Source organism: Paenibacillus sp. FSL R10-2199, assembly GCF_038000235.1.
GTDB classification, from domain to species: Bacteria; Bacillota; Bacilli; order Paenibacillales; family Paenibacillaceae; genus Paenibacillus_AQ; species Paenibacillus_AQ phytohabitans.
Map to the genome: position 1 here is coordinate 176,647 of NZ_JBBOBO010000001.1, position 23,409 is coordinate 200,055.

The window sequence follows — 23,409 nt, forward strand, 5'->3', positions numbered from 1 at the left end:
TGCACTGTTGCCCTTACACTTTAGGTTATTTTATTTCCCCTTCTGCTTGGCTTCCATCGCTGCCTTCAACAATTCACCAAGGTTAGAGCCGCCGGCGCTTTCCGGCTTGCTGTACTGCTGGACCAGCTTCTGCTGTTCACGTTTGTTGATATGCTTGTGGTCCTTATCCATCGTCTCCGTAATCCCGCAGCCGAGGCACTGCACATACATCCCTGCCTTGCCTTCCTTAAGCTCCATCTTCTTATGGCACTGCGGACAGCGGCGGTTCGACAACTGCTTCTCCCCTGCCCGGGTATAGCCGCAGTCCTCTTTGGGACAGACCAGCAGCTTGCCGCGTTTGGTCTTCTTCTCCAGCATTCTTGTCCCGCATTCCGGACAATGGCTGTTAGAGACATTATGCGGCTTGTATTCCGCTCCGCTATTCTTTACCCCGGACACCAGCTCCTGGGCCATATTACGGATTCCCTGCAGAAAAGGCTCCGGACGCCCTTGCCCGCGCGCGATCTTCTCCAGCTCCGCTTCCCAGCGTGCCGTAAGCTCCGGAGTGCGCAGCTGTCCTGAGACCAGTCCGATCAGCTGCTTGCCTTTGCCGGTCGGATGCAGCAGATTACCCTGCCGCTCAATCGTATCCGAGCTGACCAGCTTCTCGATGATATCCGCACGGGTTGCCGGTGTTCCCAGCCCGTACTTCTCCATCTGCGTCAGCAGCGAAGCTTCATTATAACGCTTCGGCGGCTGCGTCCGGCCGGGCTTGATGATGCAGCGCTCAATTTTCACGCTGTCGCCCTCCCGCAGTTCCGGCAGCTTCACACTGCCCGCTGCAGGCTCGTCGCCCGCGTTCTCATCCTCCTCATCCGAGCTCATATCCCCGCCATAGACTTCGCGCCAGCCCGCGTCCTTAACCGTAGTGCCTTTAACCTGGAACGTTTCTCCCTCCACGCTCACCGTCACAGCCACTGCATCATAACGTGCCGGTGGATAGAACAGGCTGATGAACCGCCGTACAATCAGATCATACAGCTTCCGTTCTTCTGCACTTAACAGATTAAGCAATACCGTCTGCTCTGTTGGAATAATTGCGTGATGGTCACTGACCTTACTGTCGTCAACAATCCGTTTCGTAACCAGCAGCGTTTTGCGCAGTAGCGGTCTAGCGAGGGCCGCATACGGTCCGACTGCTACGCTGTCCAATCTTTCTTTTAGCGTACCGGTCATATCGGCAGTCAGGTAGCGGCTGTCCGTACGCGGATAAGTAACCAGCTTATGCTGTTCATACAGCTTTTGCAGCAGGCTTGAGGTTTGTTTGGCCGAAAAGCCAAATTTACGGTTTGCATCCCGCTGCAGCTCCGTCAGGTCATAGGCCAGCGGATGGGGTTCGCTTTTCTCGCTTTTGTGCACCTTGGTAATCCGTCCGCTGCGGCCGGTCAGCTTCTCCTTCAGGATACCCGTCTTGTCTCTATCAAAAATCCGCCCGTCCCCGCCCTGCGCACGCCATCCCGCCTGGAAATTGCCGAAATCGGCAGTCAGCTGATCGTATTCCTGGGAACGGAAGCCCGTAATTTCATTTTCCCGGTCCATAATCATGCCAAGCGTAGGTGTCTGTACACGTCCTGCCGAGAGCGGCGCACCGAACTTACAGGTTAAGGCGCGCGTAATGTTCAGTCCGATCATCCAATCCGCCTCTGCACGGCAGCGGGCAGACTCATACAACCGGTCGAAGTCCTTGCCCGGACGAAGCGCGGCGAAGCCTTCCTTAATCGCCTTATCCGTCTGCGAGGAGATCCACAGCCGCTTGAACGGCTTCTTCCAGCCAGCCATATTCATGATCCAGCGTGCCAGCAGCTCACCCTCACGCGCAGCATCCGTCGCAACGATCAGTTCCTCAATATCCTGCCGTTTCATCAGCTGCTGTACCGCTTTGTATTGCTGGCTGGTCTCCCGCAGCACCTTCAGCTTGGCCTTCTCCGGAAGAATCGGCAAATCCTCCAATGCCCAGGTAGCATATTTATTGTTATAGTCCTCAGGCTCAGCCAGGCCAACCAGATGACCCAGAGCCCAGGTAACCACATATTTCGGACCTTCCATATAGCTCTTTTGCTTATTTCCGCAGCCCAGCACCCGGGCAATCTCCCGGGCAACCGATGGCTTCTCCGCCAGTACCAGTACCTTCATAATTCTCTCCCCTCCATATCAACAACCTATTATACCACGGGATAAAAGACCGCAAATATCATCAGGCTGATTTCGCTTCATTTCAGATAAACTAGAATTATTCCCCAGCCGAAAGGAGTCACAGCCAATGCTCACAACAGAACCGTATAATGTTATATCAGTAGGTGTAGTATCCGTATCCGGATCACAGCACAACCTGCGTCTCGAGATTAAACTGCAATACAGACCTGCCTTGAAGGGGCTGGCTGATTTCAGCCACTGCCAGATTCTCTGGTGGATTCATGAATTTGCAGACGATGCCTTCCGGCGTACTACGCAGATTGAGCCTCCATATGAGGCTCCGGTAACGGGTGTATTTGCCACACGTTCTCCCGTACGCCCTAATCCTATTGGCCTTTCTGTGGCCGAAATTGTGTCCGTTGATGTTGAACAGGGAATTGTTGAGGTTACCGGACTGGATGCCTATCCGGGGACGCCTGTGCTCGATATCAAAGCCTATTTTCCTGCTACCGACCGTGTCCGTCATGTCAGAGTCCCTGTATGGGCGTCCTCTTGGGGAGAGTGGGCTCTAGAGTAAACTAGTACGAGGAGAGAGCTCATGACTAACTGCAAGCTTATTCTGCAAGCGATTGAGTACATTGAATCCAATCTGAAGCAACCATTGTCTGTCCTGACCCTATCCAGAGTGAACGGTTACTCGCTTTATCATTTTATCCGGCTGTTCCAGGGGGTTACCGGGCTGACACCCGGCGACTATATCGCAAGACGTCGAATTTCCGAGGCTGCACGTGAGATTCTGAGAACGCCTGACCGCAGCTTCCAGGATATTTCGCTGGATTATTCCTTTAACGATTATGAGACCTTCACCCGTGCCTTCAAAAGATTGCTCCATACCACTCCCACCTGTATCCGCCAAAAATCAAATCCGGACATCCCTCTGCTGCTGCATCCTATACGGGGAATGGATCTGCCGCACTGGACTGTCCACAACACCGGATCTCCGGAAATCATTGAGCTTGGGGAAATCAGACTTCAGGGACCGTTTATTACGGTTAACAACGATCCTTCTATTATAGGTGCAGCTTGGGAACAGCTATTCAGCGGTATCGCCTCTATTCCCTGCCGTAAGCTTCCGGAGAGGTATTATCAGCTTGGTTATTGGCCGGATAACTATGAGGATAGCGGCATCTCTTTTCTCTGTGCCTGTGAGTTGAACGCATCATCGCCTTTACCATCCGGCACTACATTTCGGGCAAACAGAGGACAAGCAGATAGCAATCTTCCCGTCCACATCCTGCCACCAGCGCGTTATCTTAAATTTCTGCATAAAGGTCCCTCAGCAGAAGTCTCCGCTACATACAAATATATATATGGCGTATTTCTGCCCGGAACTGATTATCGCCTAAACCTCACTTTTGAATTTGAATATTACGGTGCAGGTTATCTTGGCCCGGATAATCCGGACTCGGTAAGTGAGATCTACATTCCTTTAACTTTGCTTTGAATACAAACAAGTCCGCCTCTGCAGAGCAGACGCGGACAAGAATACAGTTCATTTTACACATAACTAATTTTCTGATTTAAGGAATTACTATAGTGGTCTCAAGTTCTTTATAATAAGTTTTTAACCTTTCACCATTACCATCCAGCAAGAGATTGAATTCACTATCAAAAGTACAAGTATACGGTCTAACCGTAACCGTCTTTGGTTTTTGCGGGAAGACGTCGTATATATTATCCAGAATAGGATGCCGAAGTGCTTTGCCCATCCCATATCCCATTTGCCCGGGATTGATAACATTTCCAACATCATCTACAAGCTCATAGAATACCTCAGTTGGAGCGTATTCTCCTGTCTGCTCCGGTGAGGCAGGCACTTCTCCTTCACTGGTTATGATCAACCTCATGGTAACAGGTGTGATGTCGAGGTTCTTGACTCTATAATGGAAGGAGCCCCTGCTTGCACCTTGATCCGGAGTAAGGTTGATTATCCCCTCCGTTAGCTTCTTCACCGTTACCTGGAACTCGAAAGGCTCTGCGATCTGAGCAACAGGCACCTGGATATCCACCTTGAATTCGTCTCCTAAGGCTGCTGTGTTCCGCAGATTATTCAGCTCTAATAGAAGAGTATGAGGTTGTCCATGTACGTCACCTGTTGAAGCGGAGCCGAAGCTCACAGGCTCCCCTGATGGCAGGGTAACGACCGGCCAGCCCACCATCCCTTTGGTCGATTGATCAAAATCATGGGTTTTATGATCAGTAATTTGCGCCTGAACCCGTTCATCCATAACTCCCTCTCTTTTAAATCCAAAAGCCAAACGGGTACCGTCATAAAATACTTCTGTAACACTTAATGTAACTCCATCCTTTGTAACGCTCATGTTAGGTGAAGTAGTCAGGCCCTTTTCCGCCGCCAATTTCAAACCAGGGTCCTCCATGTGCTTGAATATACTGCTGAATACGGGGAATTGACTCAATGTATCGGCCCACACAGGGGAGATGAATCCTGCTGTTACTGTACCTAACCCGATCATTACGGCCACACATGCGGATGCTAACGTCTTTTTATACAATTTACCGCCTCTTTTTATCTCCATATGCTCAATACGGTTCATAATTTGCTCATTATAGCTGTCCACAGGGAATTGAACCTTTCCGATGCTGCTGCGAATCTGCTCCAACATTTGCTTCTCAGTTTGATTCTGCCACTTCTCCACGAGTGCATCCTCCTTCGTTCGCTTTTTGCTGGATCAGTTTTCTCCGGAGCCGTTCATACTTCTTGCGGAGCGCCGCTGAACTTCTCCCGGTAATTTGCGCAATTTCTTCGAAGCTGTATTGTTCAATGACACGCAGGATCAACAAACTGCGCTCCTCCGAAGTTAGGTCTCCGAATATTCTGTCCACAGGCGAATCGTCTGGAGACTCAGGAGCTTCCCGTACCAGCTGCAATTTATAAAGTGACATTAATCGGTTGCGGCGCTTATTCCTGCGAAGCTGGTCCAGGCAATGATGATAAGCTACCTTATATAACCACGCTGAAAAAGAGACACGCTTCTCATAACGCCCAAGCTCCTGATACACCTTCACAAATATATCCTGCACAGCATCCTCTGCTTCTTCACGGCTCCTCAAAATATAATAGCAATATGTATATATTTGCCGTTCATATGCAGTTATCACTGAAGTAAAAGCATGCTTTTCACCTGCACGCACCTTATCAATTGCTTCTTCAATTCGTTTTGGATTCACTTGGCCCCCGGGGTTGCCTTGCTCCAAAAGAATCACCTCCATTTTCCTTTTACACCTGTATAACGAATGCCAACTGCTTATTTGTGACATCACGAAATGGGCCGGATACGAAAAAAAGGCAGTTCTCTGAAAACAGAGTGGCTGCCATAAGAAGATATTACATTTAAGACTGTTGTTGTTAAAGGTTTATCTCTCAAACCTTAGACAAGCTTCAAAAAACACCTTGTCGCCGCCTTGGCCACGTACATATATTCCTTCTTCAGTCCGCGAAGACCGTAAAATGCTAATTTCCTCACCATACTGGGCTTCCTGCGCATAGGTTATGTGAAGACCGGTAAGCTCCAGCTCTTCCCATTCCTCCAAAGTCAGCGCATCGCAGCATAAATCTACATACCTTGCATTGTTAAGGTGCCCGTTGTTATCGAGCCCGCTATACCTTACTTGATAGCGATAGGCTTCCTGCAGAGAAAGATCAGCGGGAATCACTACTTTGTCCGGGAGGCTTCCTACCGAATCCTCCAGATAAGGCTCTACAGCAATGGGAAGGGCTGAAGGACGAAGGATCTTTCGCTTATCCATATCCACAAGTGCCCAGATTGAGCGTGCCGCCGCCAGTTCTACAGCATTACTATCAAAAATCCGATAATCCCGCTGCCAGAGCGCTCCTTTGTTTCCTTTACTCCAGGTACGCACATTAAGAAGCTCGTTAGGCGACGGTAAACGTCGAAGATCCAGATCGAGTGTGATAACCATCCAGCCCATTCTTGCATTAAGCATTGTATCAATACTTAGACCCAGGCTGCTTACAGCCGAATCCGCAGCACGCTGCATAATATCAAGAAGAAAGGAGAGCTTGCCTCTTGACCGAAAATCAGTGTCACTTGCATGAACCATAAATTCCTCTGTCCACAAAAGGTTGCCGTGCTTGTCCATAACTTTACGCTCCTTTACGCATTCATCCACAATTCCCTCTGTTGTATCCACATTATCTAATATGATATCCACATGAATTGGGGAGTAATTGTTAAAAAATATAATCTATCCACATGTGTATAAGTTTTCATTTCTTTCTATTTACCACCGAATTATACACAAGCTATGCACAAAATGCACAAGCAGTACCAGAAATAGGGCCCTAAGTAATTGTAATACTATTCTCTAAAGGACACAAAAAAGCCATTGTCGATTACTCAACAATGGCTTCATGTGCTTGGCGGCGTCCTACTCTCCCAGGACCCTTCGGTCCAAGTACCATCGGCGCTGGAGGGCTTAACGGTCGTGTTCGGGATGGGTACGCGTGGAACCCCTCCGCTATCGCCACCAAACATGCGTCTGTGAAACAGACGCTGCCGCTTGAAATTCGGTTCATCACGGACGTGTGAATGAATTTCATGGCGTACAGGCTTGATCACCTGAAAACTGAATCCGAAACGAATCTGCGCTCTAAGAATTTGGATAAGCCCTCGACCGATTAGTATTGGTCAGCTCCATGCATTGCTGCACTTCCACCTCCAACCTATCTACCTCGTCGTCTTCAAGGGGTCTTACTAGTTGGGAAATCTCATCTTGAGGGGGGCTTCACGCTTAGATGCTTTCAGCGCTTATCCCGTCCGTACGTAGCTACTCAGCCATGCTCCTGGCGGAACAACTGATGCACCAGCGGTACGTCCATCCCGGTCCTCTCGTACTAAGGACAGCTCCTCTCAAATTTCCTGCGCCCACGACAGATAGGGACCGAACTGTCTCACGACGTTCTGAACCCAGCTCGCGTACCGCTTTAATGGGCGAACAGCCCAACCCTTGGGACCTACTTCAGCCCCAGGATGCGATGAGCCGACATCGAGGTGCCAAACCTCCCCGTCGATGTGGACTCTTGGGGGAGATAAGCCTGTTATCCCCAGGGTAGCTTTTATCCGTTGAGCGATGGCCCTTCCATGCGGTACCACCGGATCACTAAGTCCGACTTTCGTCCCTGCTCGACTTGTAGGTCTCGCAGTCAAGCTCCCTTATGCCTTTGCACTCTGCGAATGATTTCCAACCATTCTGAGGGAACCTTTGAACGCCTCCGTTACTCTTTAGGAGGCGACCGCCCCAGTCAAACTGCCCGCCTGACACGGTCCCCGTACCCGATTAGGGCACTAGGTTAGAACCTAGATACGATCAGGGTGGTATCCCAACGGCGCCTCCGCAGAAGCTTGCGCTCCTGCCTCACCGGCTCCCACCTATCCTGTACAGATCGTACCCAAATTCAATATCAAGCTGCAGTAAAGCTCCATGGGGTCTTTCCGTCTTGTCGCGGGTAACCTGCATCTTCACAGGTATTAAAATTTCACCGGATCTCTCGTTGAGACAGCGCCCAAGTCGTTACGCCATTCGTGCGGGTCAGAATTTACCTGACAAGGAATTTCGCTACCTTAGGACCGTTATAGTTACGGCCGCCGTTTACTGGGGCTTCGGTTCACAGCTTCGGATTGCTCCTAACCACTCCCCTTAACCTTCCAGCACCGGGCAGGCGTCAGCCCGTATACTTCGCCTTGCGGCTTCGCACAGACCTGTGTTTTTGCTAAACAGTCGCTTGGGCCTTTTCACTGCGGCCCCCTCGGGCTATTCACCCTACCGAGGCACCTCTTCTCCCGAAGTTACGAGGTCATTTTGCCGAGTTCCTTAACGAGAGTTCTTCCGCGCGCCTTAGAATTCTCTTCTCGCCTACCTGTGTCGGTTTGCGGTACGGGCACCTTCTCCTGGCTAGAGGCTTTTCTTGGCAGTGTGAGATCATGACCTTCGCTACTACAATTTTCGCTCCCCATCACAGCCCAGCCTTAGTGATGTGCGGATTTGCCTACACATCAGCCTCACTGCTTAGACGGACATATCCATCAGTCCGCGTCACTACCCTCCTGCGTCACCCCATCGCTCATAGCGGATTACGGTGGTACAGTAATTTCAAACTGTTGTCCTTCGACTACGCCTTTCGGCCTCGCCTTAGGTCCCGACTTACCCTGAGCGGACGAGCCTTCCTCAGGAAACCTTGGGCTTTCGGCGGATCAGATTCTCACTGATCTTTTCGTTACTCATACCGGCATTCTCACTTGTATGCTGTCCAGCGCTCCTTACGGTACACCTTCAACCTACATACAACGCTCCCCTACCCCAGATGCAGAGCATCTAGCCATAGCTTCGGTGGTGTGTTTAGCCCCGTTACATTTTCGGCGCAGAGTCACTCGACCAGTGAGCTATTACGCACTCTTTCAATGGTGGCTGCTTCTAAGCCAACATCCTGGTTGTCTGTGCAACTCCACATCCTTTCCCACTTAACACACACTTGGGGACCTTAGCTGATGGTCTGGGCTGTTTCCCTTTTGACAATGGATCTTAGCACTCACTGTCTGACTCCCGGCAAGAAGTTAATGGCATTCGGAGTTTGACTGAGCTTGGTAACCCTTGCGGGCCCCGCACCCAATCAGTGCTCTACCTCCACCACTCCATTCACCGAGGCTAGCCCTAAAGCTATTTCGGGGAGAACCAGCTATCTCCGAGTTCGATTGGAATTTCTCCGCTACCCCCACCTCATCCCCGCATTTTTCAACATGCGTGGGTTCGGGCCTCCAGTGCGTGTTACCGCACCTTCACCCTGGACAGGGGTAGATCACACGGTTTCGGGTCTACGTCCACATACTCATTCGCCCTATTCAGACTCGCTTTCGCTGCGGCTCCGGCTTCTCACCTTAACCTTGCATGTTAAACGTAACTCGCCGGTTCATTCTACAAAAGGCACGCCATCACCCATAGATCGGGCTCTGACTTTTTGTAAGCACACGGTTTCAGGTTCTATTTCACTCCCCTTCCGGGGTGCTTTTCACCTTTCCCTCACGGTACTGTTTCACTATCGGTCGCCAGGTAGTATTTAGCCTTAGCAGATGGTCCTGCTGGATTCATACGGGGTTTCACGTGCCCCGCACTACTCGGGATCCGTCTCGGAGAGAACACAGTTTAGGCTACAGGGCTTTTACCTCTATCGCGGGCCTTTCCAGACCTCTTCGCCTACCATATTCCTTTGTAACTCCATGTGAGACGTCCCACAACCCCAAGAGGCAAGCCCCTTGGTTTAGGCTGTTCCGCGTTCGCTCGCCGCTACTGACGGAATCACTATTGTTTTCTCTTCCTCAGGGTACTTAGATGTTTCAGTTCCCCTGGTCTGCCTCTGCGTATCCTATGTATTCAGATACGAGTAACTGCGAATTACCACAGCTGGGTTTCCCCATTCGGACACCCCCGGATCAAAGCTTGCTTACAGCTCCCCGAGGCAGTTTCGTTGTTCGCCACGTCCTTCGTCGGCTCCTGGCGCCTAGGCATCCTCCGTGTGCTCTTATTAGCTTAACCAATGCGTTTTCCGTTAGGAAAATCGCTGTAGCAACTAATAACTATTTCAACTTGCTTACACAAGTTCCAGCTAAAAGATGTTCTAAAACGCAAATTCGTTTCGGTATCCAGTTTTCAAGGATCAAGTTTAAAGATGAGAGTTTGAGCTCTCAAAACTGACCAACGAGTGAGTGTTTGAACCCTAAGGTTCGTTGTGGAAGCTTTAGCTTCCGATTTGAATGTCACCGTTGCAGGTGACGATTCTCCATAGAAAGGAGGTGATCCAGCCGCACCTTCCGATACGGCTACCTTGTTACGACTTCACCCCAATCATCTACCCCACCTTCGGCGGCTGGCTCCCTTGCGGGTTACCCCACCGACTTCGGGTGTTGTAAACTCTCGTGGTGTGACGGGCGGTGTGTACAAGACCCGGGAACGTATTCACCGCGGCATGCTGATCCGCGATTACTAGCAATTCCGACTTCATGCAGGCGAGTTGCAGCCTGCAATCCGAACTGAGACCGGCTTTGCTGGGATTGGCTCCACCTCGCGGTTTCGCTTCCCGTTGTACCGGCCATTGTAGTACGTGTGTAGCCCAGGTCATAAGGGGCATGATGATTTGACGTCATCCCCACCTTCCTCCGGTTTGTCACCGGCAGTCACTCTAGAGTGCCCAGCCTTACCTGCTGGCAACTAAAGTCAAGGGTTGCGCTCGTTGCGGGACTTAACCCAACATCTCACGACACGAGCTGACGACAACCATGCACCACCTGTCTCCGATGCTCCGAAGAGGGGCACTATCTCTAATGCTTTCATCGGGATGTCAAGACCTGGTAAGGTTCTTCGCGTTGCTTCGAATTAAACCACATACTCCACTGCTTGTGCGGGTCCCCGTCAATTCCTTTGAGTTTCAGTCTTGCGACCGTACTCCCCAGGCGGAGTGCTTACTGTGTTAACTTCGGCACCAAGGGTATCGAAACCCCTAACACCTAGCACTCATCGTTTACGGCGTGGACTACCAGGGTATCTAATCCTGTTTGCTCCCCACGCTTTCGCGCCTCAGCGTCAGTTACAGCCCAGAAAGTCGCCTTCGCCACTGGTGTTCCTCCACATATCTACGCATTTCACCGCTACACGTGGAATTCCACTTTCCTCTTCTGTACTCAAGTCACCCAGTTTCCAGTGCGACCCCAGGTTGAGCCCAAGGTTTAAACACCAGACTTAAATGACCGCCTGCGCGCGCTTTACGCCCAATAATTCCGGACAACGCTTGCCCCCTACGTATTACCGCGGCTGCTGGCACGTAGTTAGCCGGGGCTTTCTTCTCAGGTACCGTCACTCCGGTAGCAGTTACTCTACCGGACGTTCTTCCCTGGCAACAGAGCTTTACGATCCGAAAACCTTCATCACTCACGCGGCATTGCTCCGTCAGGCTTTCGCCCATTGCGGAAGATTCCCTACTGCTGCCTCCCGTAGGAGTCTGGGCCGTGTCTCAGTCCCAGTGTGGCCGTTCACCCTCTCAGGTCGGCTACGCATCGTCGCCTTGGTGAGCCGTTACCCCACCAACTAGCTAATGCGCCGCAGGCCCATCCCCAAGTGGCAGATTGCTCCGCCTTTCATTCTCTCTTCAGGAGAGGAAAGAAATTATCCGGTATTAGCTACCGTTTCCGGTAGTTATCCCAGTCTTGAGGGCAGGTTGCCTACGTGTTACTCACCCGTCCGCCGCTAAGCATGAATGGAAGCAAGCTTCCATTCAAACTCCGCTCGACTTGCATGTATTAGGCATGCCGCCAGCGTTCGTCCTGAGCCAGGATCAAACTCTCCAAATTGTATTTAGAAAGAGCGATTGCTCATTTTGAAACATCTGACGAGAATTTTCATTCTCTTTTTTGGAAGTCACTTTCGTGATTTCCGATACTCACTCGTTGTTCAGTTTTCAAAGATCAAGCTCGTCGTTAGCGCCGCTCATCGCGTCACCAGCAACTCTTATAATATATCACGTTCATTCGAGTAATGCAAGCTTTATTTTGAAATCACTTATTTAAGCCATTTCTTATTAAGTTTGCCGCTCCAACAACGCTTATTTATAATACCCTATCTCTCTACCAAAAAGCAACCTTTTCCAAAATAAAAATAACCCGCTTAATTACTAAGCGGGTTATCCTCAATGAAACTATGAATGCATCTGTGCTCTTAGTAGAACTTAGCTGCAGTATATTTACTTGCTACTTTAACCAGATCTGCTGTTTTGCTGTTCTTGGCAAGTCCAGCATCAACTGTAGTATCAATAGTTACCCATTTGCCATTAAGGAACACTTCATTCCAAGCGTGGTAAGAAGTCACATAACTTGTGTTACCCATAACCAGTTTGGTAGGAATGCCTTCACTGCGAAGCATAGTAGCGAACAAGGAAGCGTAATCGTAGCAGATCCCCTTCTTGGTAGCCAAGGTGCTGTCGTTGTTAGGGATGTAATCTGTAGTAACACTGGAAGCCAGGGAATAATCATATTTCACATTGGCTACGATATAATTATAGATAGCCTTCACTTTGTCTTCATCTGATGTCAAACCTTGTGTAAGCTGTGTTGCTTTCAGAACTGCTTTATCGGAAGAACTCCATTTAACATTCTGTACGGAGCTCAGATATACGGCGTTGGCGTTGCTCAGGCTAAGATCTACCGTCTCGGAAGAGATTACTTTGTATTTGTTGCCGGTAGTGTTCTCAAGTACGGAAACCTTGTATGAACCGTTACCTTGTTGAAGCGGGAATGTTTCAGTTGGTTTGGAAGTGTATAAGTTGTAGGTGTAGCTGTTATTATCTTTGGTGATCATCAGCTTAATCTTCTTATCCTTAGGAACATTATAAGAAACTCCGATAACACCCTGATCAAGTTGACCTATGTTCAACCAGCTTGCATCTGCATTAGCAGCTTGAGCTGTACCTGTCTGCACCGACGTAACCACTACGAATAGTGTAACCAACATTAAATAGAACTTCTTCATTGGATAAAACCCCTTTCGGTAGCTGGCTGCCATCCTTACGGGAAGGCCCTTTAGCTTTGCGTCCCTACCTTTCGATAGGTTTGCCGTTATCGTATAAGCTTTATCTGTCCTTGCTTCTACCATAAAATGCTAGATTCACAATAAGAACAAACAAAAAAAGCCTCTTCATTCGGTAGCTGGCTGCCATCCTTACGGGAAGGCCCTCTAGCTTTGCGTCCCTACCTTTCGATAGGTTTGCCGTTTATCGTGTATTAGCTTTGTATAGTTATATCTTACCATATCTATTTCTATTATCAAGACCTAAATCACTAGATTTCCGCGAAAACAAATAAAAATTTTAAGTATTTTAAGTTTTTCCGTCATTATTCTACAAACATCACGATAACTTTGCGTGAATGATAAGTCTATGCGTTGGATTCACCAGCGGATCACAAGTAATGAGTGTTAGAATCTTGTCATCCTTATTCCCTTTCAATACGGATACATCGGTTGGTTCCACAATAGTCACATCATAAACTACATAATTGTATGCCTGCTTGCCGGTTGTAACGGAAATAGTGTCCCCGACTCCAACTTCATTCAATCTGTTGAATAGCCTTCCCGTAGTTCTTGATCTATGCGCTGCAATTGCAGCATTCCCAGCAGAGCCAAGCGGAGCCGTCTCCTTCATATGCGCAGCAGCATGCTTCATATTCGCCTTGGTGGCGCCTTCCAGGACAGGCAGCTTCAGATCTATTTTGTCGATTTCGATGATTGCCATCACCTTGCCTCCGACTTCAATCTCAGGCGCAGCAGAGGGTTCTGGCTCTTCCGCAGCCGACTCATCCGCCAGCAGCTGGGTTACTTCCGCGTAAGGCTTACTTAGATCAGCACTGGCCGGAGCTGACGCAGACGGAACGATTTCACTGTAGGCCTGTTCAGCCTCTTCCAGCAGCTTTTGCTGCTGACGGTCATTGTACCATTCGCTTCCTTTGGGATAGAGCATAATAAGCACCCCGGCAAGTATAATCAAATAGGATAATTTCCGCATGACAATCGCCTCCGTAATATAGAATAGATGTTACCCTTCCGGAATAATTAAGAAGCAATGCTTCTTAATTATCAGAATACCCATTTCCGGCTTCCGAAGAAATTAATGATCACCGTAACAAATGTGACCAGCACTTTGGCGACCAGCACTTGAATACCGAGAGAATCGGTCAATATATGAATCAGCAGCACCGATATACCCAGCACCAACAGATTCAGCACGATAAACCTGATCAGCTGCATCCGGTCGAAGCCCTCTTTATTGCCTCTGTCCCGATCACGGAAGGTTACCTTTTTGTTCCAGAAGAAGCTGTTGGCCGTACCGGCGCTGTAGGAAATAATCTGCGCAGGGGTGTTGATCATCCCAAGGGAATGCAGCAGTGTGAATACAGCAAAATCAATCAGTGTATTCAGCAGGCCTACCGCATTGAATTTCAGGAACTGGATGAACCCCGCACTCCATTTCTTATCTGGCATAATCGCTTTCCTTCCGCGTGTCTTCTATTTCCGCATCCGGATAGCCTTTGGTCTCACGTACAATATAGAGCGGTCTGTCCTTCGACTCATCATAGATCCGTCCGATATACTCACCAATTACCCCCAGCAGCATCAGCACAATCCCGTTGAAGAGCAGGTTCACGCCGACTATAGATGCCCATCCGGGTACGGTCCAGGAGGTAAAGATTTTTTGGAACAATACCAGGAACAGATAGATGAAGCTGGAAAAGGACAGAAAGAATCCGATATAGGATGCGATTTTGAGCGGTTTGTGGGAAAAGGAGGTGATGCCGTCGAGCGCAAACCGGATCATTTTCTTGAGCGGATATTTCGTTTCCCCGGCAAAGCGCTCCTCCCGCACATATTCTACCATGGTCTGCCGGAAGCCTACCCAGCTTACCAGACCCCGGACATACCGGTTCTTCTCCTTCAGACCGCGCAGCACATCACAGACTTTACGGTCGATCAGCCGGAAGTCCCCGGTATCGGTAGGGATTTCAACACTGGTCATACTGCTGAGCAGGCGGTAAAAGATCTTAGCGGTGACTTTCTTGAAGAAAGTCTCCCCGTGACGCTTCAACCGCTTGGCATACACGACTTCGTAGCCCTCTTTCCACTTGGCAATCATCTGCAGAATAACCTCAGGAGGATCCTGGAGATCTGCGTCAATCACCACGACTGCCTGGCCTTCGGCATAATCCATACCAGCCGTAATCGCCACCTGGTGGCCGAAATTACGGGAGAAGTCGATCAGCTTGACATGCTCATCCCGGCTGCTGATCTCGCGCATGATCTCCGCCGTGCGGTCCCGGCTGCCGTCATTGACGAAAACCAGTTCATAGGAATCACCGCAACCATCCATTACTTTTTTGAGCCGCTCATAGGTTACCTGAATGACTTCCTCCTCATTGAACATGGGGACAATTACACTGTATCTGGCTTTCACCTTAGTTCCTCCTATAAGTTTCTACGAGATACCCCGCAATAAAACTGTCTTCTGAAACATATGCCTTCTTAAATAGTGCCCCCTAGAATACCCAGGAAGGGAACCAGCGCAGTACAGTATTTATATAACTGCTGTTAACCTGCATTCCGGACAACACCGGATAGAACATTACAAACAGGATGGCTGCAGCAGCCACGTAGGCATACCGCAGATATTTGGCGTCGCCGAATCTGCTGTCAAGCAGCTTCAGGATATAGACAACCGACAGAATCATAAATGGCACCATCGCAAAATAATGGTACAGGAACGTCTCACGCGGCACAAGCATCCACGGGACATACTGTGAGAAGAACCCGATCCAGATCATGTACAGATTCTTGTCCCTGCGTTTCACGGTAAGCCACACGGCTGCCAGCATAGCGAAGATTCCTGTCCACCAGATGAGGGGATTCCCCATGGTCACGATACTGCTGGCCTTACCTTCCGGCAAGCCTTCACCGCCGCTGAAGAACCAGACCGGACGTTTCATGAACGGCCACTCCCACCAGGAGGAGGCGAACGGATGCGTTGCTACAAGCTGGCTGTGATAGTTGTACATATTTTTCTGGGCATCAATCAGTCCCTTAATGGTGAAGCCTTCCGCCGAAGCAGAGAGCGCCGGGACAAAGGACAGGCTATAGATGATAACCGGGATAGCAATGAAAAATACGATGCAGCTGGCCAAAGTGATGATGGTGTTCTTCCAGAAGGATTGGTCCGCTGTCCGGCAGGCAGCTTTGAGCTCCTGACCGGTCAGCTTGCCCTCAGCCAGCAGACGGCCTGCAGCCTTATACTCCCTATACCGCTCAAACAGCGCCAGTGCCAGCATCACCGCAAGTCCTGCCCCTCCGTAGAGAACAATCCACTTGGAAGCAACTCCGATTCCGAAGAACAGTCCGGACCAGAACAGCGGAACCAGCGTTGTGCGCAGCGGCATACGGTAGAAGTTCATCGTATAATACCGCTGCATGAAATAGAACATCAGCATAATGAAGAATACGCCGTATACATCAATCGTTGAAATGCGTGTCTGGGTGAAATGCATGAAGTCCAGCGCGAACAGTCCGGCTGCTAATGCAGCATAGGTAGTCTTCCGGAACAGCCGCATCGCCATGATATAGATCAGCGGCAGCATTGCAATGCCGAACAGGGTGCCGATGATACGCCAGCCAAACGGATTGACGCCAAACAGCTCCATGCCTGCACCGATCAGCAGCTTGCCAAGCGGCGGGTGCGTATTCTCATAAGGGACAATATCATGATAATGTTCATAAGCTGTCCGCGCATGATAGATTTCATCAAAATACGTACTGTTCATGAAATTCGAGTTCTCCGGGATTATGGACTGCTCATCGAACAGATTGGCCGGCGTCCCTCTTTTGGGGGCCGCAGCGGCATCCGGTGTAACACCGGCAATTTGCAGAGGCGTCTTCGGTGCCTCCTGGCCATAGAAAGCCACTTCATTCAGGGTGAAGCCCGGAGAGGTGACTGTCAGCTTGACGTATCTTGCCGATACGTTCAGCGGCTGGCTTTTCCATATGAAGACATTGCCGACATCCTCGCTCACATCAAGCGGGCTGCTCCAATTATCCGGAGTCTGGCTGAACTCCAGCTGAAACTTGCCTGTGCCGACACCGCCGAAGATATTTACCCGCTCCAGCTGGTGGGCCTGCCCCAGATCCACATAGAAGCTCTCGCCGCTGGCGGCAGGCTCCCACAGGGTTTCAGGCGACTTGTTGTCCCCCAGATGATAAAGCGCAAGCGCTCCATAGAGTACCGTGATCGCGATCATCCAGATCCAATCTCTGCGCTGCAGCTTCAGCGGGGAACGCCGTTCCTGCTTGGCAAGGGGCTGAATCCCCTCTGCAAGCCGCACATCTGCTTCAAATGCAGCCTGCGTTGTAACAGGCTCTGGCAGGAGCTTTGTTGCTTTGCGGATATATACATCGTACCCAACATACAGCAGATATAATGCCAGAACTACGGTAGTAATCGCTGTAACCAGGACAATTCCGTCTGTCGGCGGATTGCTGCCGGTATTGAGATAGGCCAGCGTATAGCCTACATTAATATATTGAGTCAGCGAGAATCCGAGAAACAGTGTCAGGAAACGCCGGTCCTTGCTCTCAATGAAGGTGAATAGAGACAGGAGCAGAACAGGATACAGGTAGCGTTCATGCATTTTGGTGCCAAATACAAAGACAACCGTGATCAGCACCATGCCGAGGAAATACGATTTAGAAAGATCCTTGCGGTCCTTGGTATTGAAGGAATAATAAGCTGCAAGAGCTACCGCTACAAGTATGAAAATAAACCCCCATATGCGGTAAGGTATGCCGAGCCAGGTGACATCAAGCGCTGACCACATCGGATCCGTCAAAGCATAAAGATTGAATGCATTAACTGTAGAATACGGATAAGAAGATAAAGTGCTCTTATATAAATCAATCACTCCGGCAAAACCGCCGTTATTCCAGAAGAACGGGGCTGCGAGCAGAGCAAATATTCCCAGTCCGTAGACAGCGCCCAGAGCAAGCTGCTTCCAGGCACGGTGATGATAGAAGGCAAAGAGCAGGACCGGTGTGAAAATCAGCGCCTGCGGTTTGATCAGTGTGGCAATGGCGAAAAAGATCGCTGCGCGTACAAAGGTTCTATCCACTACTCCCATTATGCTGAGCAGCAGGAAGATGAGGAAGAAGGAGTCTGCTTGTCCCCACGCTGCAGAGTCCATCAGCACTGCCGGGTTAAACAGGAACAGCATCATCAGCCCGATCGCAAGTCCGGGTCCGATCTTGGCACGTGCGCCCTTGTAGATGATCCAGCCGAGCACGAGGTCGGAGATGATGGCCGGCAGCTTATATAGCACAGTCTCTGCGCCTGACCCGCCCGCAAAATTAAACAATCCGCGGAGCAGACTCAGCAGGTACAGCACATACAAGTAGCCTGGGGGGTAATCCGCGAAATAGCCTTCTTCATAGAACTTGCCCGGACCAAGGTCTGTCAGACGATGGCTCCAAGCCATGAATGTATTCATATCATTCTGATAGCCCTGCGCAGTCAGGCCAATCCAGATCCGCAGAATGAATGCTACACCAAACAGGACATACAGCCAGCGTGTATAGATCACATCCTGCTGGTTCAGCAGGCGTTTACTGCTGAAGGCTCTGTGATATAAAAGAGCAAAGAACACACTGAACACTGCCGATATCAGCAGCAGCTTGGCAGGTGACACCTTATGCGGTGTTTCTGCCGGCTGGCTCCCGCCGCCCGCATCCGCCCCAGCCGCCGGTGCTCCGCTGTCCAGCGATACAATGTTCGCGCCTTCCGGAGCAGCATCCAGCTGTTCTACGGACAGATCATCGAAATAGGCCTTGCCCTGAATCAGGTTGGCATATCCGCCCAGGGCAGCACCTATCCCGATCTCGGTCTGCTCTTTGCCGGTCTGGCCGATGAACTCGAGATACTGCCATTCGCCAGCTGTATCCTGGGTGGCGGGATAACCGCCGCCAATTCCGACCGGGAATATATTAGCACCCATTCCTCCGCCTGCTGTACTGACTATTTTGACATAACCCGAGATCTTGTAGTAGCTGTCCGGCGAGACGGCAACCGTCTGTACCCACTTCAGGTGATTGGGTTCAAGGTTCTCAATGACTGCCGCTTTGCTGCCGGAGTGAACATCCTCGGACTGAACGGACAGCAGACCGGAGGCATCGCCCGAGATCCACATATCTTTGCTCCAGCTGGCAGGCGCACCGTCCTCCCCATCCTCAAAACCCGGATTCTGCAGTAAATTCCCCTCAGCATAAACGTTTGTTACAGGAAGAATAAATAATAAGAGCATCAGTATAACGGTTGCCGCCGCACGTGTATTCTTGGTCATCGTTCCACCCTCACCTCGTCAATGTTAATCCAGCCGTTACCGCCGGTTATGTAAACTTCTGCCTGCATCCCCTGCTCCAGCGTGACCGCAGGAAGTGTAACCTGATGATAATCTTCCCCCGCCTGCAGTTCGGCTTCTGCCAGCACAGTGCCGGCTGCACGGATTCCGATCTTCCCGCCGCCGCTGCCGCCTGCACTAACCATTGCGGATAGCTTGTAGTCACCGGCTGCCGCGGCAAAAACCTGTGACACGCTCCTGTCAGCTCCCGCATCAAGATAAGCCAGCCTAGTTCCGGCGTAAGGCTTATTGTCAGCCACTCCCGCTCCCGCAGAGAATGTCCAGCCCGAAGTCCCTTCTTCAAACCCCCCGTTCCTAAATTCAGCAGCGGGAACCTCCGAAGCTGCCGGAAGCCCGTCCGCTTTGTCTTTAGTAAGCATTACGCTGTAGTTGGCGAAACGCTTAACTGTATATTCTGTACCTGCCGCAGGAAGCGGAGAGCTATTCCCAAAGATATATGCGGCATTTGCAGGCACCATGTTCAAATCGTCAAATCTGTATCTCCCAAAGGAGGATACACGCTGGAAAGCTTCTCCCGGATTAGCATAAACGGCGGAATCCTGGAAGTCATGCGGATTGATCCGCTCATAGAACAGCACATAAATGTAGGGCATATTCACATTATTGGTAATATAGATTTCTCCCGGGCTGTGTTCGGAGGCATACTGCACCGCCTCACCGAAAGAATCATAAAAAGCCGGTCCGATCCGGCCGGGGAACTCACGGAAATAATCACTTGAGAACAGGACAAAAAATATTGTAAACACTGCAGCGGCCAATACGGCAGCTCCCTTGACTCTCCCCGCAAGCCACACAAATCCGGCGCTTACCAGCATGATGAACGGATAAAAAATAATATTGATCCGGTTGATGTTTACACTTGTAATAAACGCCATCAGCACGGCAATCAGGAACCAGAGCAGCAACACTCCATACCCTGCGTTCTCCCGCCGCCTGGTCCACCACGAATGTATGAGGACAACCAGCCCCAGCAGCGCAAAGGGAAGCGCGATCGGGTACGCATAGCCATAAGGAGAAATTGAATTCCATGGCAAGCCGTCAGTCCCGCTAAGCATAAGCTTGCTGAATGCACTGAAGTTATCCGCAGCTGCCCTCCCAAGCTGTCCGCTGAACACGGATGAAATCTCCTCCACACGCGGCATCGTAAGCTTGGGAATAGTGAACAATGGAGTGGCTATGTCCTGCATGGAGTAACGGTTAATAACAATAAATAATAGTATAGGCAGGGCCATTGCTGCAAACAGCAGGCTGTTCCACACAAGAGTCCTGAGCTTAAGTATCTTGCTATACAATAGAAGAATTGCCGTACCAAGCGCAAATAACGGGACAAAAAAGTAAGCTGTTCCATAGGCATACAGCGAGAGGGCCAGCATGCCGGTAAACGCATAAAACCATCGCGGATTGTCGAAGGATCTTAGCAGAAGGTACACAGCTATCAAAATCATCGTAGGAAACAGATTCGATTCCAGCGCCCACCTGGACATCATAATATGCCAGGGATTGATCGCAATAAAGAACATGGCAGCGATTCCTGCTCCGGATGAGGCGGACAGCCGTTTCATAATCAGGTAGAAGACAATCATGGCCAGTAAGCCCATGACCAGACTGAGTGCCCGCACAGACAGCGGCGTCAGGCCAAACAGCAGAATAAACGGCATGGACAAGTAGGCATACAGCGCATTCTGTCCGCTGCCCCAGGCGATAAGATGAACGGGCAGATGTACACCATTGCGGTCCATTCCGTAGTGAAGAATGGCGTAAGCATCATAGCCGATAGATGCTTCATCCTGGTTCAGTCCCGGAGGAATAGAATTTATGTATATGATACGAACGATTGCCCCCAGCAGAAACAATAGGTACGGCCAGGGATTGTTAATGCAGGACTTGTAAGCTCTCGTAAGTAAGCCGGACAACGTTTATCACCTCTTCAACAATATAATCTAAATACTGGATGAAGAAAAGGGTAAAGCAGAGGTTAACCCCGGCTGCAGCCTCCTTATGAGGGATTCTCCAGTGAAACCGAACATTTCTATAACAAGTAGAAACGGCTTTGCCGTCCTTCTATAAGGACGGTACCGTTTCAGCGAGAAATAGAAGGATAATTGATAGCGTGAAGCAAATAAATTCTTATATTTTTATAAAAAAAACGGCCCCTTCATATTAATGAAGGAACCGTGTACTTAAAGACGGATGTCGTTCTCTCTTAGCCTTGGCTGCCGATCAGAACATAACGCAGAATAATCAGAACAGCCAGTACCCACATCATCCAGTGGATATCATATTTCTTCTTGCCGGCCAGATTCGCTACGCAAGCCAGAATAACATAAGTGACAATCCCGAACGAAATACCGTTAGCGATGTTGTAAGTGAAAGGCATAATAACAAAGGTAAGGAAGGCCGGGATCGCCAGGACCATGTCCTGGAAATCAATGTCGCGGATGGATTGGGCCATCAGGACACCGACAATAATCAGTGCAGCGGCTGTTGCAGGGCCGGGAATAAGCGCTACAATCGGAGCCAGGAACAATGCGAGCAGGAAGCACACGCCTGTAGTTACTGCAGTCAGACCCGTACGTCCGCCTTCAGCTACACCGGCAGCACTCTCAACATAAGCAGTGGTTGTGGAAGTACCCAGCATCGCACCACCGGCAACGGCTACTGCATCTACAAACATGGCGTTACCAACACGTCTTTTGCCTTCTTCAGCATCCTTCATGATTCCTGCACGTTCGGCAGTACCTACAAGTGTACCGAAGGTATCAAACAATTCTACAAAGGTAAAGGTAGCAATTGCGGAAACGATACCGGTGTGCATGATGCCTTCCCAGTCAAATTCCCAGAAGTTGAGTTGCGTGAAGTCCGGAATCCAATGGGCTTGTGAATCATTAATGGAACTGAAATCTACAGCGCCCATCAGGATCGCAGCCAGCGTAGTACCCAGAATACCGAACAGGATTGCGCCGCGTACGCGCAGCACCATCAGGATGGAAATCAGCAGCAGGCCGATAATTACGAGCTGAACATCGGTGTTCTCCAGGCTGCCCATATGAATTACAGTTTCGAAGGAAAGAACATCCGTGAATTTATTAGCGGCAATGTCATTACCGGCTTCAACGCCGATCGTCATCAATCCGCTGTTCTTCAGGCCGATAATGGTGATGAACATCCCGATACCGACCGTGATGGCATGCTTCAGGCTGTCAGGAATTGCGGTAAGCAATATTTGCCGGACCCGGGTAACGGTCAGCAGGATGAAGATGATACCGGAGATAAATACCGCAGTAAGACCCATTTGCCAGGTAAACTCATGTTCGGTGGTTGCCGAAGACAACACTACGGAAGCAAAATATGCATTAAGGCCCATACCAGGTGCCAGAGCTACCGGGAAGTTAATGAATAATCCCATGGCAATTGTGAAAATACCTGCTGCAAGTGCTGTAGCCAGGAATACGGAATACCAGCCCATATCAATGCGGCCAAAGGCAGTCAGGGTATTGGGATTAACCGATAGGATATAAGCCATTGCCATAAACGTGGTCAAACCGGCCATGATCTCTGTGCGTACTGTGGTGCCGTTCTCTTTCAACTTGAAAAAGCGATTCAAATTGTTCTCCCCCTAAGGTGTATGTTATGCCATCACAGCAACAGAAAAGCCGGCATCTGGGAAGACACCGGCCCGAAAAAAGAGAGTCTTGCCCGGCATATCCGGTGTTAACCGGAATTCCAGGTAAGCTGCTCTTCTTAATCGTAGCCAGGTCATTACGGTGACCTCGTAGAGACTTCCAGGCCAATCCCCGGAATTATACGAATATGTATTTGCTGTAGCGCTTTATCATTTTAGGTGTATATGACATGAGTTGTCAATGGTAAATACGAACATTAAGCGTAAGGTTTATACAATTGTTCGTAAATCGAACATTTTCATGACAAATTTCGCTTGGTACAGGGATGATCCGCCAAACATCGCGGTATAAACGCGGACGGTACTGTACTTAAGCCAGGTTATACACGTATGATGGAGCGCTAAGCGGGATAGCCGGGTGGCATCATTTTCTGTGTATAGCATTTGACTGTCCTTCCGTTTGTATGCAGGACAGAAAAGAGAAGATTCTCAAATAGAAACGGCTTGCCCTTATATCAGCAAAAAAGCCGG

13 protein-coding genes, 3 rRNA genes and 3 riboswitches are annotated in these 23,409 nt (G+C 49.9%); of the genes, 2 read left to right on the forward strand and 14 right to left on the reverse strand.

What is annotated here, in order from left to right; all coding sequences use genetic code 11:
- Window positions 1-30: 30 nt before the first annotated feature.
- Window positions 31-2,172, reverse strand: coding sequence for a DNA topoisomerase III (locus tag NYE33_RS00730; RefSeq protein WP_341064418.1), 2,142 nt, complete (start codon window positions 2,170-2,172; stop codon window positions 31-33).
- Between the two features lie 127 nt (window positions 2,173-2,299).
- On the opposite strand from NYE33_RS00730, the gene tsaA reads away from it, so the two are divergent.
- Window positions 2,300-2,749, forward strand: coding sequence for a tRNA (N6-threonylcarbamoyladenosine(37)-N6)-methyltransferase TrmO (gene tsaA / locus NYE33_RS00735; protein ID WP_341064421.1), 450 nt, complete (start codon window positions 2,300-2,302; stop codon window positions 2,747-2,749).
- A 21-nt stretch (window positions 2,750-2,770) separates the two neighbouring features.
- Window positions 2,771-3,676 (forward strand): AraC family transcriptional regulator, encoded by a 906-nt coding sequence (locus NYE33_RS00740; RefSeq protein ID WP_341064423.1) that lies wholly within the window; start codon window positions 2,771-2,773, stop codon window positions 3,674-3,676.
- Between the two features lie 76 nt (window positions 3,677-3,752).
- Here the strand turns inward: NYE33_RS00740 and NYE33_RS00745 are convergent, their stop codons facing one another.
- From NYE33_RS00745 to NYE33_RS00805, 13 genes are all read right to left on the reverse strand, one after another.
- Window positions 3,753-4,889 carry a DUF4179 domain-containing protein gene (locus tag NYE33_RS00745; RefSeq protein ID WP_341064425.1) on the reverse strand — a complete coding sequence of 379 codons (1,137 nt, stop codon included), beginning with the start codon at window positions 4,887-4,889 and terminating at the stop codon, window positions 3,753-3,755.
- Complete coding sequence (locus NYE33_RS00750) at window positions 4,864-5,511, reverse strand: RNA polymerase sigma factor (RefSeq protein ID WP_231575392.1); 648 nt, start codon at window positions 5,509-5,511, stop codon at window positions 4,864-4,866. Before NYE33_RS00750 ends, NYE33_RS00745 begins: the two co-directional genes overlap by 26 nt.
- Before the next feature lie 96 nt (window positions 5,512-5,607).
- The gene (locus NYE33_RS00755; RefSeq protein WP_341064427.1) at window positions 5,608-6,426 is read right to left on the reverse strand and encodes an acyl-[acyl-carrier-protein] thioesterase; all 819 of its coding nucleotides are present in this window, start codon (window positions 6,424-6,426) and stop codon (window positions 5,608-5,610) included.
- A 203-nt stretch (window positions 6,427-6,629) separates the two neighbouring features.
- Window positions 6,630-6,746, reverse strand: a 5S ribosomal RNA gene (rrf, locus tag NYE33_RS00760).
- Between the two features lie 126 nt (window positions 6,747-6,872).
- Window positions 6,873-9,801: ribosomal RNA gene (locus NYE33_RS00765) — 23S ribosomal RNA — on the reverse strand.
- Between the two features lie 250 nt (window positions 9,802-10,051).
- Window positions 10,052-11,609 (reverse strand): 16S ribosomal RNA (locus tag NYE33_RS00770).
- Together the 16S, 23S and 5S rRNA genes form the textbook arrangement of a ribosomal RNA operon.
- Window positions 11,610-11,973: 364 nt before the next feature.
- The gene (locus NYE33_RS00775; RefSeq protein ID WP_246354543.1) at window positions 11,974-12,765 is read right to left on the reverse strand and encodes a transglutaminase-like domain-containing protein; all 792 of its coding nucleotides are present in this window, start codon (window positions 12,763-12,765) and stop codon (window positions 11,974-11,976) included.
- 32 nt (window positions 12,766-12,797) lie between these two features.
- Window positions 12,798-12,878, reverse strand: a riboswitch (cyclic di-GMP riboswitch).
- A gap of 73 nt (window positions 12,879-12,951) precedes the next feature.
- A riboswitch (cyclic di-GMP riboswitch) is annotated at window positions 12,952-13,032 on the reverse strand.
- Window positions 13,033-13,159: 127 nt separating this feature from the next.
- Window positions 13,160-13,813 carry a class D sortase gene (locus tag NYE33_RS00780; protein WP_042133377.1) on the reverse strand — a complete coding sequence of 218 codons (654 nt, stop codon included), beginning with the start codon at window positions 13,811-13,813 and terminating at the stop codon, window positions 13,160-13,162.
- A gap of 71 nt (window positions 13,814-13,884) precedes the next feature.
- Window positions 13,885-14,289, reverse strand: a complete 405-nt coding sequence (locus NYE33_RS00785) for a GtrA family protein (RefSeq protein ID WP_042133375.1) — start codon at window positions 14,287-14,289, stop codon at window positions 13,885-13,887.
- Window positions 14,279-15,256, reverse strand: coding sequence for a glycosyltransferase family 2 protein (locus tag NYE33_RS00790; protein WP_076246315.1), 978 nt, complete (start codon window positions 15,254-15,256; stop codon window positions 14,279-14,281). Before NYE33_RS00790 ends, NYE33_RS00785 begins: the two co-directional genes overlap by 11 nt.
- An 82-nt stretch (window positions 15,257-15,338) precedes the next feature.
- Window positions 15,339-19,178 (reverse strand): phospholipid carrier-dependent glycosyltransferase, encoded by a 3,840-nt coding sequence (locus NYE33_RS00795; protein ID WP_341064428.1) that lies wholly within the window; start codon window positions 19,176-19,178, stop codon window positions 15,339-15,341.
- Window positions 19,175-21,169, reverse strand: a complete 1,995-nt coding sequence (locus tag NYE33_RS00800; protein WP_341064430.1) for a hypothetical protein — start codon at window positions 21,167-21,169, stop codon at window positions 19,175-19,177. The genes NYE33_RS00795 and NYE33_RS00800 overlap by 4 nt, the downstream gene beginning before the upstream one ends.
- 290 nt (window positions 21,170-21,459) lie before the next feature.
- Window positions 21,460-22,860, reverse strand: a complete 1,401-nt coding sequence (locus tag NYE33_RS00805) for an NCS2 family permease (RefSeq protein WP_039309746.1) — start codon at window positions 22,858-22,860, stop codon at window positions 21,460-21,462.
- Window positions 22,861-22,984: 124 nt separating this feature from the next.
- A riboswitch (purine riboswitch) is annotated at window positions 22,985-23,084 on the reverse strand.
- Between the last annotated feature and the right edge of the window lie 325 nt (window positions 23,085-23,409).

Coding starts and splice junctions, on each gene's coding strand:
- NYE33_RS00795 (WP_341064428.1), bottom strand. CDS start 19,178: ATGACCAAGAATACACGTGCGGCGGCAACCGTTATACTGATGCTCTTA.
- NYE33_RS00730 (WP_341064418.1), bottom strand. CDS start 2,172: ATGAAGGTACTGGTACTGGCGGAGAAGCCATCGGTTGCCCGGGAGATT.
- NYE33_RS00775 (WP_246354543.1), bottom strand. CDS start 12,765: ATGTTGGTTACACTATTCGTAGTGGTTACGTCGGTGCAGACAGGTACA.
- NYE33_RS00780 (WP_042133377.1), bottom strand. CDS start 13,813: ATGCGGAAATTATCCTATTTGATTATACTTGCCGGGGTGCTTATTATG.
- tsaA (WP_341064421.1), top strand. CDS start 2,300: ATGCTCACAACAGAACCGTATAATGTTATATCAGTAGGTGTAGTATCC.
- NYE33_RS00750 (WP_231575392.1), bottom strand. CDS start 5,511: ATGTCACAAATAAGCAGTTGGCATTCGTTATACAGGTGTAAAAGGAAA.
- NYE33_RS00785 (WP_042133375.1), bottom strand. CDS start 14,289: ATGCCAGATAAGAAATGGAGTGCGGGGTTCATCCAGTTCCTGAAATTC.
- NYE33_RS00740 (WP_341064423.1), top strand. CDS start 2,771: ATGACTAACTGCAAGCTTATTCTGCAAGCGATTGAGTACATTGAATCC.